This is a genomic window from Persicitalea jodogahamensis, assembly GCF_014651615.1.
GTDB classification, from domain to species: Bacteria; Bacteroidota; Bacteroidia; order Cytophagales; family Spirosomataceae; genus Persicitalea; species Persicitalea jodogahamensis.
The window spans coordinates 1652310-1666445 of sequence record NZ_BMXF01000001.1 but is presented as its reverse complement, the minus strand read 5'-3'; the positions used below and the strand labels follow the sequence as shown (position 1 = coordinate 1666445).

Below are 14136 nucleotides of genomic sequence, written 5' to 3'. Positions count from 1 at the left end.
TATGAAAGATCTACCCGAAAACCTGCTTTGTTTCTCCCACCTCCGATGGGATTTTGTCTATCAACGCCCCCAACATTTGCTCACCCGGCTTTCGGAATTCACTACGGTTTATTTCCTGGAAGAACCCGTATTCGATTCCTCCGAAACGGCTTGGGTGAGTTACTCCCAACGCCTGCCTAACCTATGGGTTTGCGTACCGCACCTGCCGCATGGTCTCGACAGGCAACAGATCAATGACTGTCTTCGGGAGTTGCTTGACGGCCTTTTGGTTGGAAAAGATTTGAAAGATTTCACTTTTTGGTACTACACGCCGATGGCCCTTGAATTTTCAGATCACCTGGTTCCCCGGCATACCGTTTATGACTGCATGGACGAACTCTCTGCTTTCAAATTTGCGCCTCAAGAACTGAAAGAATTGGAAGAAAAGCTTTTTAGCAAAGCCCATGTAGTTTTCACGGGCGGGCATTCCCTCTATGAATTCAAGAAAAAGCAGCATCTCAACACGCACTTTTTTCCCAGCAGCATCGACAAATCTCACTTTGTCAAAGCGCGGAAGCCGGGCAGCGAACCGGCCGATCAGGCCATTATCGCTGGACCCAAAATTGGGTTTTATGGTGTGATCGACGAGCGCTTCGACATTGAGTTGATCCGGGGTATCGCGGAGGCGCGTCCCGACTGGCACATCGTGTTGATCGGCCCGATCGTTAAGATCGATCCTGCGCACTTGCCTCAGTTGCCCAACATTCATTACCTGGGGTCAAAATCATATGACGAATTACCTGGGTATCTTTCGGGCTGGGAAGTAGCCCTCATTCCATTCCTTCGGAATGAATCTACCCGCTTCATAAGCCCTACCAAGACCCCGGAGTACCTGGCTGGCGGCAAGCCGGTAGTTTCGACTCCTATCCGCGACGTGGTCCATCCCTATGGCGTAAATCAATTGGTGGCCATCGGTGAAACTACCGAGGATTTTGTAACTATAATTGACAAATGGATGATGCCTGAGGACAGAACCGCCTGGTTACGGGGAGTGGATGAATTCCTGGACAATTATTCGTGGGATCTGACCGTCCGGGCCATGATCGACATCATGCACAAAGCACTCAATACGCATTACTCCATCCGACCCCTGTCTACCAAACTGCCCGAGCTGCAGGTCGGGGCGTAAATATAGCGTCCCATGCAGGAGATCACCAACCCTTTCGCATCGTTTTGGATGGGCGGCTACGAGTGTACCGATCAGCTCAATACCCACGGCGACCGCGTCGATTTTTTACATTTGACGGGCCATCTCGACCGGATTCGGGATGACTATGCCCTGCTGGACCGGTTCGGTATCAAAACGGTGCGTGAGGGACTACGGTGGAGCCGGGTGGAATTACGTCCTTATGAATATGATTTCCGAACATTGGGAATCATGCTGGAGGCAGGTCGCGATTGCGGCATTCAGCAGGTATGGGACTTATGCCACTTCGGCTATCCCGACGACCTGAGCCCGCTTCATCCCCATTTTACACGTCGCTTTGAAGCCTTATGCAGGGCTTTCGCCACCTATCACGCCACTCTTTTGCCCCATGAAACACTGATTGTCACTCCGATTAACGAGGTAAGTTTCATGTCGTGGCTGGGCGGCGATGTGGCTGGCACATCGCCCTACTGCCGCCATAATGGCTGGGAGGTGAAGTATGCACTCATGCGGGCCTACATTGCGGGTATCCGTGCCTTGCGGGAGATAAATCCCGGTATCCGCATCCTCACTACCGAGCCGCTGGTGAACGTCGTCCCAACCTTTGATGCCACCGACGAGCAGATTGCTGAAGCCGCCCATCATCATGATCTGCAGTATCAATCACTGGATATTCTTTGCGGACGGATTTGTCCTGAATTGGGAGGAACACCCGACTGCATGGATATGCTGGGATTTAACTTTTATTATGACAATCAGTGGGAATTAGGCACCAATCACACCCTTCACTGGAACGATTTGGTGCCGGATGAGCGCTGGCGTACTCTCGACGATCTGCTGGGGGAAGCCCATCGTCGTTACAATCTCCCTGTGGTACTTTCCGAGACCAGCCATCCCGGCATAGATCGCCCGATTTGGATTGAACGGATTGCGCAGGAATGCCACCGCGCCATCAGACTGGGCGTGCCCCTCTGGGGCGTTTGTCTCTACCCCATCATCGACCGCCCCAATTGGGACAATCCGGACGACTGGCATGAAGCCGGGCTATGGGATATAGATGACCCAGGCGGCCAAAAGGATAGAATTCTCCACGAGCCTTCCGCGCTGGCTCTGCGGATGGCGCAGCAAGTCACGGCTGATGCCATTGGGAATGCCGGGTAGGGGAATACCCGTTTTCTGCCTAATTTTGGACTGTGGTCGCTCCTACCAGCAAGTCCAACGCACGAATGAAGCTCATTGAACGATTCCTGACCAATCAGAAGGCCCAGCTGATTCTCCTTGCCGTTCTGGCACTATTTGCCGCTGCCCAGTCGTATTTCGGCTCGCTGATCACCATTGCTAATAGCGCTGATCTGTACACAAAGTACAACAACTATGTCATTTTCAAGCAGTCCTTCTTCCATTTAATCCAGGATCGGGACCTGTATATATTGTATCCAACCGAGCATTGGGATTTATTCAAGTACAGCCCAACGTTCGCGCTATTGTTCGGCACGCTGGCCTTTCTACCCGATCTATTGGGACTGACACTCTGGAACCTGCTCAACGCTGTCGTTTTCTTCTCCGGGCTTTATTATTTACCCAAAATAGACCTGCGCACCAAGGGACTTATCTTCGTTTTCATCGCCAGTGAACTGATGGGAGCTATGCAAAATGAGCAAAGCAATGGCCTGATTGCCGGGCTCCTGCTCTTTACTTTTGGGTTTCTGGAACGCGAAAAATACTGGTTGGCTGCCTTCTGCGTAGTAGCCAGCATTTTCATAAAACTGTTCGGAATCGTTGCCCTGGCGCTCTATCTTTTATACCCAAACAAATGGAAACTGGTCTACACCACGGCGGCCTGGGCGGCCATTTTCACGCTGCTACCCCTACTGGTAGTAAGTGCAGACCAGTTGATTTTTTTATACCAAAGCTGGGGAGATTTGCTGGCCAATGATCATGCTGATTCGAACGGATTGTCGGTGATTGGCTGGCTGAAGACCTGGTTCGGCTGGGAGCCGAACAAAATGGCGGTGGCGGCCATCGGTGTCGTGCTTTTCTGTCTGCCGCTGCTGAAAAGTAAGTCGTACAGCAACTACCCTTTCCGGGTCATGTTGCTGGCGTCGGTATTGGTGTGGGTTATCATCTTCAACCATCGCGCCGAGTCGCCCACTTTTATCATTGCCGTGAGCGGGGTAGCGCTTTGGTATTTCGTTCAGGCCCCCAAAACAGAAAACCTCGTTTTGTTGCTGCTGACTCTGGTGTTCAGCATACTTTCGCCGACCGACCTTTTTCCGCCTTTTGTCCGGCGTGAGTGGATGGAACCCTACGTAGTGAAAGCCGTGCCCTGTATTCTGGTCTGGGCGAAACTCACCTACGATCTGCTGGCTGGCCCTATCGAGCCCAGAATAAGGGGCGATGCGATTCAGACGTAAGGTTTTTCAGTAAGATTTCCTCTTTCTAATGCTTTACTGATTTTAATCAGAAAACAATGAAAAAGAGAGACTTCCTCAGAATCACCGGACTGGCCGGAATGGGCGGCATGGGTATGGGCTTCAAATCGGCTCGGTCGCCACGACCCGCCCCCCTGCCCCGCCGCCAAACTTTCAATATGTCAGGCTATGCCGCCCCGAAAATTGATACTGTCCGGATCGGCTACATTGGGTTGGGCAACCGGGGCAGTGGCGCAGTCAAACGGATTGTTCACCTTGAAAATGTGGACGTGAAGGCCATTTGCGACATCCGCCCTGAACAAGCTGCTGCCGCCGCCAAAACGTTTGCCGGTACTTCGCACAGCCCGCAGGTTTATTCCGGTTCGCCCGATGCCTGGAAGCAAGTCTGCGAACGCGACGATATCGACCTTATTTATATCTGCACGCCGTGGAGCCTGCACACGCCCATGGCCCTTTACGCCATGGAGCAGGGCAAGCATGTGGTCACGGAAATTCCGGCTGCCACTACCCTGGCCGACTGCTGGAAACTGGTCGAGACTTCGGAACGCACCCGGAAGCACTGCATGATGCTGGAAAACTGTTGCTACGATTTCTTCGAACTACTTACGCTCAACATGGCCCGCCAGGGGTACTTCGGCGAAATCGTCCACGTCGAAGGCGCCTATACCCACGATATTCTGGATTCATTTCTTGATAAAGACCGCCGTTACGACCTGTGGCGGCTACGCGAAAACGAGCGCAACGGCAACCTCTATCCTACCCACGGCCTGGGGCCAATCGCCCAGATTCTCAACATCAACCGCGGTGACAAAATGGAGTACCTGGTATCGGTATCCACCAACGATTTCATGCTTGCCCCGCGCGCCCACGCACTGGCCGCCAAAGATCCGGACTTTAAGGAATTCGCCGGAAAATCCTTCCGGGGTAACATGAACACAACCACGATTCGTACCAAAAAAGGCAAGACGATCATGCTGCAGCACGATGTCAGTTCGCCCCGCCCCTACTCCCGCATTCACCTCGTGAGCGGCACGAAGGGCGTCGCCCAAAAGTACCCTCTGGACGGGGAACGCGGGCGCATTTCACAAGGCCATGAATGGGTTTCCGACGCGGAGTACCTGGAACTTGAGAAAAAGTACCAGCCCGAAATCGTGAAGCGAATCGGCGAGCTGGCGAAAAAGGTTGGAGGTCATGGAGGCATGGATTTCCTTATGGATTGGCGGCTGATCGACTGCCTGCGCAATGGCCTGCCGCTGGATCAGGACGTGTATGATGCTGCCGCGTGGAGTTCCATCGTGCCGTTAAGCATCGAGTCGGTAGCCAATCGCTCCAACTCGGTGGACATTCCCGATTTCACGGATGGTGCCTGGAAAAACAACAAGCCCGTGGACATCTCGATGGTCAAAGGCGGAAATACGGGCGTGAAATCTTAACAAAATGGAACAAAAATCTCCTCCTGTCGCTATTATCAAGCCCGCCCGCCTGGCCTCCATCGACGCGCTGCGGGGCTTCGACATGCTGATGATTGCGGGCGGTGGCACGTTCATTCAGCTTATGGGCGGCAAAACCGGACTGGCCTGGCTAGATGCCGTGGCGGCCCAGTTTGAGCATCCCGAGTGGCACGGATTTGCTTTCTATGATTTTATCTTTCCGCTGTTCCTGTTTCTGGCGGGTACTTCCCTGCCATTCAGTTTACAGTCCGGACTCGCCAAAGGCTTTTCCAAAAGTACTCTGCTTCGTAAGGTTTTCCGGCGAATGCTGGTGTTGATCCTGTTGGGAATCCTGTACAAAAATGCCCCGGTCGATATTTTCGATCCCGCCCACATCCGATACGGTTCCGTGCTGGGTCGCATCGGCATTGGCACTTTCCTGACGGCGGTGCTGTACCTGAATTTTTCCCAAAATCAGCGCCTGTACATAGCTATCGGAATTCTGATTTCGTACTTTCTGGCTTTAAGGTTTATTCCCGTTCCGGGCTACGGGGCGGGCGATTTTTCGTTTGAAGGCAACCTGGTTGGCTGGTTCGACCGCCACTTCATGCCGGGGCGTCTTTTGCAGAAAACCTACGACGAACTGGCCCTGTTCACCCAACTTCCGGCGGTCTGCCTGGTTATTTTCGGCACCCTGGCGGGCGAGACGCTCCGCAGCCACATCACCCCTTCGGCTAAGCTACAGCGGTTGCTTATTTTTGGAGCCATCGGAATCGCCGCCGGGGTACTTTGGAATTTTATTTTCCCCATCAACAAACACCTCTGGTCCAGCTCATTTATTTTGCTGACTGCCGGGTTGGCTTTCTGGTCACTGGCGCTTTTCTACGCTATTATCGATGTGCTCGGGTTTATAAAGTGGTCTTTCTTCTTCCGGGTTATTGGCATGAATTCCCTGGTGATGTACCTGGGTTACCGCTTCATCGACTTCGACGATACCGCCCGGTTGTTATTTTCAGGAATTTACGGACATTTGGCCGATGACTGGCACGGGGTGTTCAATGCGCTGGGTGGATTGCTGGTAGCGTGGCTTTTCCTTTATTTTTTATGGAGAAAAAAAGTGTTCGTGAAGGTGTAGATGATTAATTGATCCGGTTACTCATTAATTTCTACGAACAGAATTTGGACACCAGGCGTTTGATCCTATGTACCCAAATTATGCAATCGTGAAAATAAGCTTTCTTGGTCTAATTGCGGCTTTATTCATCCTGACTACCAGCTTGGCAAATGCATCCAAAATGCACCTGGCGCTGGTGGATACGGTAAGGGTTTCTCCGTTTATACGGCAGATTGACAAGCCTATACAGCAAGTGATCCCGCAGGAAAATTTTCAACTGTCCAGCGTAGTCCTTCTCACTCCCGATGCTGCCCAGCTGGCTCAATTTTCGGAGGGCGACGGATCAAAATCTTTTATTTTCAGTCTGCCCGTAGCTGACAAAAAATCGCTTGAAATTTATCTGGAGCCCGCTCCTGCTACTGGTGGCTCGTTTGAGGTGATCACAAGTTCCGGCACACGCGGGGCGACGCCGAATGTACGAACGTACCGGGGAAAGGTACTTGGCGAAGCAGGTTCGACGGTGTCACTGACAAGTACCGCAGACGGGCTGGAAGGAATGATTTACGGAAAAGATTTTTCCTATACGCTCGGAAAAGTCAATGGAAACAATTCCGGTCAAACGCATGTGATCTACCGCAGCGGTGAGTATCCCGAAAAAAGAATTTTCAACTGCGAGGTTGACCAGGTTCTCACAATCGACACAGTTACTAATCCCGTAAAACCTTCCGGTGGACGACTGGCCGTGAACGACTGCCGGAAAGTGGAAATCTATTTTGAAGCGGACTATCAACTCTACCAGGATTGGGGAAACGACATTCCCTATATCACCAGCCGGATCACCAGTATTTTCAATAACGTGGCGACCATTTATGCAAACGAAGGGGTAAAAATAGCGTTGAGCGGACTGCTGATCTGGGACACGCCGGACCCGTATAGCGGAGCCGGCAACACAACTGCCGCTTTGAGCGCATTCAAAACGCGCTGGAACAATATGGGCAATGCGTTCAATGGTGACATCGCCCATCTTGTTTCGGCCCGCAACCTGGGCGGAGGGCAGTCTTCTCTGGCAATCAGAAAGAGTCCCGTACAGACTGTGTACGATCTGGGTTCGGTATTTGACAAGCCCTCGGGCCGCAGCATAGCCTACGGGGTGAGCGGAAATTTTAGCGATACCAACACGCCTCTCCCCGGTTTTTCCTATGAGGTGTACATCCTGGCCCACGAGTTGGGTCATAATTTTGGTTTACCGCACACGCATTCCTGCATTTGGGAGGGCGGAGCGATCGACAATTGCGCCACGAGAGAAAACGGTCCTTGTGCCGTGGCGCCGACACCTGCCAACGGCGGCACGATCATGAGTTATTGCGCTAATCTGGCCAATGGCTTCGGGCCACAGCCCGGTGCCAAGCTGAAATACGAAGTACTGGTAGCCGACAATTTGAGAAATCCGGGCGTGAATCCGCCTGCCATTGCACCCGCCCAAAGTACCATAGTGCAGGGAGAAAGCATTACGTTGAACGTTTCGAACTGCTCCGGTTCAGTAGTTTGGAACGACGGGGTCACAACGGGACTCAGCCGGACTATCACTCCAACTACTTCGTACACCTACGAAGCGGCCTGCTCGGTAAGCAACTGCCTGAGCGCACCCGCGACGGCTGTGGTTACGGTCACCTGCGCTACCCCCGTTGCCTGTGCGGTTGCGGCCTCCAAAGGACTGAGCTCTTTCTTTGGCATTGGCTCCTTTTCGCTGGATGCCATATCCACGAGCAATACCTATGGCTCCCCGGCCAACCTGGGCACGAACTACGAGGATTTGAGTTGTCAGCAATCGGCAGCACTGGTGGCTGGCACCACGTATGGGTTCAGCCTGGCAGGTACTTTTGGCAACAGCGCCTACGCCAGGATTTATATCGACTACAACGGCAATGGCCAGTTCGCAGATGCGGGTGAGCTCGTTTACAGCGGTGGAAATGCCTATTCTCATTCCGGCACCATCACGATACCCAACACCGCGGTGTCGGATTCCCCGCTTCGGATGCGGGTGATATTCGACCCCAACCCTTCCTCTTCCGCCTGCAACTTACTGGGAACCAACAATGGGTCAGGAAAAGCCAACGACTACGCCGTGACCATCACCGGAACTACCTGTCCGCCGGGGGTACGCGAAACCGTTCAATCCGGCGACTGGAACGATCCTGCGGTGTGGAGTTGTGGTACTTTGCCCATCTCCACTGACCTCGTAAAGATCAATCCAAACCATGTTGTTTCGCTGCCTTCGGACTACGTGGCGGATGCGGCATCGATAGAACTACTGGGAACGATTCAGTATGGGGCGAATGCAGTGGTGCGGCTGAATCAGCCGTGAGGTAGTTTTACAGAAAGACTTGGTAACCTTCGGCGCATTTTACCAACTTCTGGCTGACTGGTTTGACAGGGAAATTTTAATCGACTTTGGAAGCTCCATGCTCCGGCACTTTCAATTAGCGGGGAAGGCTTTGGAAAATCAAGTATTGCCGGGTCAGCCATTGCTGTGATGTCGAATAATCGGCAGTGTTCGCATTGCAAACGCGAGCAGATTTAGCTCTGATTTGACATTAAGGCAAGGGCAGAGGTTCAATAAATAAAAGTCAACAAATAACTGAAATACACTCATCTGAATTTATCTCTTATTATATCTTAACATTCCTCATTTTATTGAAAAAGCTTAAAACTAAACTAGCTTTGCTTTAAATATTCGGAATATTTACGATTGTACAAAAGTTATATGCAGATGCAGAAACCTGTTGATGTAAACATTGCATTTTACGGAAAGCCATACCAAGCTATTGTTACCATTGAAAGCCTGATGCGGCACAGCGGTCAGCATATCGACAAAATATACCTTTCCCGAGAACGCATCCAACCGCACGGTGATTGGGTCGGCATATTCAAAATCATTGATTTGTTTCGGGATCGAACCATCAACGGTCATAAAGTAAACCTGGTGGTGAGCTATCCTCATCATTTCCTTGGGCTGGGAGTGAATGATTACGAGCGAGCCCAGACCGATCATCGTTTCCGGCAAAGCATAATGTACCAGTACGCCCTGGAAACGACCGACAAAAAGTACATGTGCGTTATGCATAACGACATGCTTTTTCACGGCGACATGATTGGCGAAATGCTCAGAAAGTTTTCGAATGCGCCGTCCAATCTGGCGGGCATCGGCTCTATCGGGCAGTGCTGGAGTTGTCCGGCGGGACCTGATTGGGGGAATTTGTGCCATTCGGAGAAGTATGAACAGTACAAACCCACCATGGAGGAAGCCGTTATGTTACAGGAATCCCAGCCGACCCCGCGCCAAGCTATCAACCTGCGGGTATTGAAAAACAACCGGGTGCATCCGCTTCCCGAATGTCGGCTCAATGAATATTGTGCGCTGATCGACGTGGAAAAGTACCGCAAAAACACACTTCCTGATGGAACAATCGGCTGTTACGGCGGGGGGTGGAATGGTACCGACACCGCTACGGTGTGGTCGCATGATATGTACCAGCGCGGCTACACTTTCCAGCACCTAACGCTCGAAAACTACGTTCAGCACGCTGCCTTCGACGAAACGGGCAGCGGGACCAGTTCTAACTCAAATTCCGAGAACTATTTTCTGGCGGAAAAAAATGCCGAGAAATTTATAAAAGAAAATTATTACCCTCTCAATTTCAGCCCTTACGTGCGTATGGCCACTTTCTGGGATAGTGTCAAGCGCGACGGGTGGTTGACTATTATCCATGCCTACGGAGCTTTGAAAAGGGTAGCAGGAAAAAGCTGAATTGGCCACTAAAACAATTCAGTCCGGAAACCCAGACCGATCCAACCCCGGAATAATTTTCAAGGCATTCTTGTAATACAGTTTCTTAAGTACCTCATCCGATAATCCCAGGCCGTACATGCGCCAGAAAGCGTGGTACTTTTTGTGGTAGGGGAAGTACTCGTCCTCGGTTTCCAGCACGCGGAAGTAGGTCACGTACTCGGCGGGTACCCAGCTGTCCTTGCCGAAAAGTACCCTGTCCTGGTACTTATCAAAAAACTTTTTGGCTGCGCGGGGCTGGCGTCCCAGTTCGGCGATCACCGCGCCTATTTCCACGTAGGTATTCGGGAAAGCAATCATCAGACTGTCCAGCTTGCGGAGGTTGTTGGCGTACCAACCCATGTGGGCGTTGATGAAGGTAGTTTTGGGGTGCTTGCGGAAGATATCGTGCTGCTCGCCGATGAGTTCCTCGAACGAAACCCTGTCTTTGGCGCGGTTGCGGTTGGGGTGGGTTTTGATTTCCAGCCAGCGCTCGTTATAACGGTCGAGCGGATCCCAGAATGAAGGTACGTCGGCGGTATGGATCAGCACCGGAATGCCCAGTTCGCCGCATTTGGCCCATACAGGATCGAGCCGCACATCGTTCACGGCCACGCGCTCCCCTTTTTCGTCTACGATACCACTGAATCCAAGACTTTTGTAAATTTTTAGGCCCTTCGCTCCCATTTTCACGTCGGTGGCGAGTTGGGCCACGGCTCGGTCGGTCCAGTCGGGTTGGCCGAAGTCTTTGAATTGCAGATTGGTAAAGACCGCGATACGCTTGGGTTCGTTTTTCATCACGTTGGCCAGCGCGCCTTTCAGCTGGGCCGTGCCTTCGTCCCACTCCTGAAACCAGCCGCGCCCACTAAGGTTGACCATGATTTGCATATTCATCGTATCCATCACCGAAACCAATTCGTGCAGGTCCTGATCCGGCATCCGGTACTGGTGGTTATGGACATCGATAAAGGGGTACTTGGCGCGGGTCGGAATGTGCTCCTCTACTTTCAGCGTCGAAATCGGGTCGTATTCCTCGAAGCCAAGCGGGGCTTCCACGACCTGGCTATGGGCAGTAGTGAAAATAAAGAGCAGGCCGGGAATGAGCAGAATGTGTTTCATCTAAAAGTATTTGAGGCAAGGTTCAATATGGGTTCAAAGTCATCAAAACAAAAGTAGGTCATTTGCGGGGTTTTCGAGAGAACATATCGTAAAACCTGCCAACAATAGCTACAATAAAAGCAATTACTGGATTACGATCAATCTAAGCAGAATTGAGAAAAGTCAGTTTTCGGAATGATCTCGCGCATAAGTCATCCGGGATATCCTGGGTAGCTTTGAAAAATGCAATGCAGAAATGCTGCTTAATCAACTAAATCAACCCGACTCATCCATGAAAAACATCATCGTCCCCACTGACCTGAGCGCCGCAACCGACATCGCCCTTTCGGTTGCCGCCGACATTGCCCAAGCCCAAAACGCCACCGTCCTGCTGTTGCATATGGTAGTGCAACCCATCCGCTCGTTTGCTTATACCGGCACCGGTTCAACGGCCCCCGACGATCTGGTACGCCGTTATTATGACGCCAACAAGGAAGCCGAAGCGGCCATCGCTAAGCTAGTGGCCCAGGAAAAATACCGTGATAAGGACATCAAATATCTATTGGTGGAGGACAGTGAGGGATTAATTAAGGAATTGACCGAACGTGAGGCCGACCTGATCGTGATGCACACCAGGGGTTCATCGGGATGGGAAGAGTTCCTGCTGGGATCGAACGCCGAGGCGATTGTCCGTAATGCCACCTGTCCAGTGCTGGTCGTGCGGGAGCGGGTGGAGAATTTCAAGCCCGAAAAAGTGGTGAGGGCACTAGATCTGGATGAGCGCATGAAGGCCCGTTACGACTATCCTTTCCCGCTGAGCAACCAGGAAGTTCCGCAATGGCTCTACGTGATGACGCCAGACAACAGCCGGGTACCTGACGGAATCCGTAACTGGGTTCACACTTTTGCCACCGAACACGGAATCGATGAGTATAAATTCAACATTCACGAAGCAAAAACAGTCCCGGAAGGCATCATCGAATACGCCGAAGACAACGGGGCCGACCTGATCGTGCTGTATACCCACGGCCGTAAGGGTTTGCGCCACCTGTTCGCTGGCAGCGTGGCCGAAGACGTGCTGAACCACTCTAAAATCCCTGTGCTGGTGATGCGGCTGTAAGGCCACCTCCTGCCTCTGCTACGTTTTCGGCTGGTAGATTAAAGCCACGCAATGTGCGGCGATGCCTTCCTGCCGCCCCACAAAACCGATATGTTCGGAAGTGGTGGCTTTGATAGAAATAGCGTCTTCCCCGATATTCATTACCCGCACCAGGCATTCCTTCATGGCCGGAATATGGGGATTGAGCTTGGGTAGTTGCAGCACCACGGTCACGTCCACGTTGCCCACTTCATAGCCCTTTTCCCGAATCATCTCCAGTACTTTGGCGAGCAGAATCTTGCTGTCTACCCCTTTCCATTGCGGATCTTTATCGGAAAAATGGTAGCCGATGTTCCGCAGATTGGCCGCCCCCAATAGGGCATCGCAAAGTACGTGGCACACGATGTCGGCGTCGGAATGGCCCTTGGCCCCGTGGCTATGCGGAATCAGTATTCCGCCCAGCCAGAAGGGTCGGCCTTCTTCCAGCTGATGTACATCATAGCCCTGGCCAATGCGAAAAGGAAAAGTCATTCAATGGGTAGTTGACAATGGATAATGAACCACGCGGCGGAATGAGACAAAAAAAACGACTCATAGCGGAATGGACAACAACGGTTATTGTCCATTATCCCCTATTCACTGTTCATTGACTAAGGCGTGATAATACAGCGTGGAGCAATTTTCCGGCCGTAGCACCTGCCGCGCTACCCGCTGAATGTCGTCGGGCTGAATAACGCGGATTTTTTCCTCGTCTTCGTTGACCCACTCGGCGTTACCCGCATTAGCGGCATAGGCAAGGTTCATGGCGCGATTAAGCAACTCGACCTGTGAGAAAGCTAATGAAGCTTCCGCCTGGTTTTTGACTTTCTCCAATTCTTCGGCGGTCGTACCGTTCTCTACAAAATCCTGCAACAGATTTTCGATGGCTTCGTCGGCGGCTTCCATTGTCACACCGGGATTAAGATTCCCTTTGATGATAAGTAAGCCAGGATCGAGCGAGGGAATTACGCTGGCCGTTATGCTATTGAACAGTGGGATATTTTTCAGCAAAGCCTGATAAAGTCGTGAGGATTTTCCGCGCCCCAGAATATCGCTGATCAAGTCAGCCTCGTGAAAGTCGGTGCCATAACGGGCGGGAATATGGTAGGTTTTAATCAAAGAATTCAGCGGCACGGCGGCAGAAGTTTCCAACTTGCGAGGGGTAGTTTGTGTGGGTTCCTGCGGTACATTGCGCACGTACGGCTCGCCCGCCGGAATGGGCGCAAACCACTTGTCGGCCAATTGTCGTACCTGCGCCACCGTCACGGCTCCGGCCACTACCAGCACGGCGTTATTGGGGCGATAGTATTTGAAGAAAAAATCCTTCACGTCGTCGAGCGTGGCGCGTTCAATATGTTCGATATCCTTACCGATGGTAGCCCAGCGGTAAGGGTGCGTGGTATACGCCAGCGGGCGCAGCTTCAACCACAGATCGCCGTAGGGCTGGTTGAGATACCGCTGCTTAAACTCCTCGATGACCACTTTCCGCTGCACTTCCAGTACATTCGGGTCAAAGGAAAGGCTCAGCATCCGGTCTGATTCCAGCCAGAAGGCCGTTTCGACGTTTTCGGCCGGGAGCGTGAGGTAATAATTGGTAATGTCGGGCGAAGTGAAGGCATTGTTCTCGCCGCCCACCGACTGTACGGGCTCGTCATAAACGGGAATGTGTTTCGATCCGCCGAACATCAGGTGTTCGAAGAGGTGGGCGAAACCGGTCCGCTGCTCGTCTTCGTCGCGCGAGCCGACGTTGTACACGATGTTTACAGCGGCCATCGGCGTGGAAAAATCCTCGTGGACGAGTACCTTTAAGCCGTTATCGAGGGTGAATTGTTCGTAGTGGATCATTAGTGGCTTTAAGCAATAGGCCGTACGCTGTATGCTTTTTTCTTTTGAATAGTAAGTATCAGATGCT

At 52.1% G+C, this 14136-nt stretch carries 11 protein-coding genes; 8 read left to right on the top strand and 3 right to left on the bottom strand.

Translation table 11 applies throughout. The annotated features are described in order from the left end of the window. Position 1 precedes the first annotated feature (1 nt). From IE117_RS06885 to IE117_RS06855, 7 genes are all read left to right on the top strand, one after another. Entirely contained in the window at positions 2-1168 is a 1167-nt protein-coding gene (locus IE117_RS06885) for a glycosyltransferase family 1 protein (protein WP_189563566.1), read from the top strand. Between the two features lie 12 nt (positions 1169-1180). Then, positions 1181-2347: a glycoside hydrolase family 1 protein gene (locus IE117_RS06880; protein ID WP_189563565.1), complete on the top strand. Its 1167-nt coding sequence runs from the start codon at positions 1181-1183 to the stop codon at positions 2345-2347. Between the two features lie 65 nt (positions 2348-2412). Next, positions 2413-3600, top strand: a complete 1188-nt coding sequence (locus IE117_RS06875; RefSeq protein WP_189563564.1) for a glycosyltransferase family 87 protein — start codon at positions 2413-2415, stop codon at positions 3598-3600. Between the two features lie 56 nt (positions 3601-3656). Then, positions 3657-5051, top strand: coding sequence for a Gfo/Idh/MocA family protein (locus IE117_RS06870; RefSeq protein ID WP_189563563.1), 1395 nt, complete (start codon positions 3657-3659; stop codon positions 5049-5051). Between the two features lie 4 nt (positions 5052-5055). Further along, the gene (locus IE117_RS06865) at positions 5056-6183 is read left to right on the top strand and encodes an acyltransferase family protein (RefSeq protein ID WP_189563562.1); all 1128 of its coding nucleotides are present in this window, start codon (positions 5056-5058) and stop codon (positions 6181-6183) included. 88 nt (positions 6184-6271) lie between these two features. Beyond that, positions 6272-8527 (top strand): M12 family metallo-peptidase, encoded by a 2256-nt coding sequence (locus IE117_RS06860; protein WP_189563561.1) that lies wholly within the window; start codon positions 6272-6274, stop codon positions 8525-8527. 405 nt (positions 8528-8932) lie between these two features. Continuing rightward, complete coding sequence (locus IE117_RS06855) at positions 8933-9970, top strand: hypothetical protein (protein ID WP_189563560.1); 1038 nt, start codon at positions 8933-8935, stop codon at positions 9968-9970. 18 nt (positions 9971-9988) lie between these two features. Here the strand turns inward: IE117_RS06855 and IE117_RS06850 are convergent, their stop codons facing one another. Further along, positions 9989-11107, bottom strand: a complete 1119-nt coding sequence (locus tag IE117_RS06850) for an amidohydrolase family protein (protein ID WP_189563559.1) — start codon at positions 11105-11107, stop codon at positions 9989-9991. A gap of 271 nt (positions 11108-11378) precedes the next feature. Here IE117_RS06850 and IE117_RS06845 point away from each other — a divergent pair, with 271 nt between their 5' ends. Next, positions 11379-12206 (top strand): universal stress protein, encoded by an 828-nt coding sequence (locus IE117_RS06845; RefSeq protein WP_189563558.1) that lies wholly within the window; start codon positions 11379-11381, stop codon positions 12204-12206. Between the two features lie 18 nt (positions 12207-12224). Here the strand turns inward: IE117_RS06845 and ispF are convergent, their stop codons facing one another. Together ispF and IE117_RS06835 are read right to left on the bottom strand one after the other, a co-directional pair. Beyond that, positions 12225-12716 (bottom strand): 2-C-methyl-D-erythritol 2,4-cyclodiphosphate synthase, encoded by a 492-nt coding sequence (gene ispF, locus IE117_RS06840; RefSeq protein WP_189563557.1) that lies wholly within the window; start codon positions 12714-12716, stop codon positions 12225-12227. Between the two features lie 105 nt (positions 12717-12821). Next, positions 12822-14069, bottom strand: a complete 1248-nt coding sequence (locus IE117_RS06835; protein WP_189563556.1) for a M16 family metallopeptidase — start codon at positions 14067-14069, stop codon at positions 12822-12824. Positions 14070-14136 lie beyond the last annotated feature (67 nt).

Bases quoted from the DNA above. Each gene is read 5' to 3' on its own strand.
- IE117_RS06870 (WP_189563563.1), top strand. From the start codon at position 3,657: ATGAAAAAGAGAGACTTCCTCAGAATCACCGGACTGGCCGGAATGGGC.
- IE117_RS06880 (WP_189563565.1), top strand. From the start codon at position 1,181: ATGCAGGAGATCACCAACCCTTTCGCATCGTTTTGGATGGGCGGCTAC.
- IE117_RS06865 (WP_189563562.1), top strand. From the start codon at position 5,056: ATGGAACAAAAATCTCCTCCTGTCGCTATTATCAAGCCCGCCCGCCTG.
- IE117_RS06835 (WP_189563556.1), bottom strand. From the start codon at position 14,069: ATGATCCACTACGAACAATTCACCCTCGATAACGGCTTAAAGGTACTC.
- IE117_RS06855 (WP_189563560.1), top strand. From the start codon at position 8,933: ATGCAGAAACCTGTTGATGTAAACATTGCATTTTACGGAAAGCCATAC.
- IE117_RS06850 (WP_189563559.1), bottom strand. From the start codon at position 11,107: ATGAAACACATTCTGCTCATTCCCGGCCTGCTCTTTATTTTCACTACT.
- IE117_RS06875 (WP_189563564.1), top strand. From the start codon at position 2,413: ATGAAGCTCATTGAACGATTCCTGACCAATCAGAAGGCCCAGCTGATT.
- ispF (WP_189563557.1), bottom strand. From the start codon at position 12,716: ATGACTTTTCCTTTTCGCATTGGCCAGGGCTATGATGTACATCAGCTG.
- IE117_RS06845 (WP_189563558.1), top strand. From the start codon at position 11,379: ATGAAAAACATCATCGTCCCCACTGACCTGAGCGCCGCAACCGACATC.
- IE117_RS06885 (WP_189563566.1), top strand. From the start codon at position 2: ATGAAAGATCTACCCGAAAACCTGCTTTGTTTCTCCCACCTCCGATGG.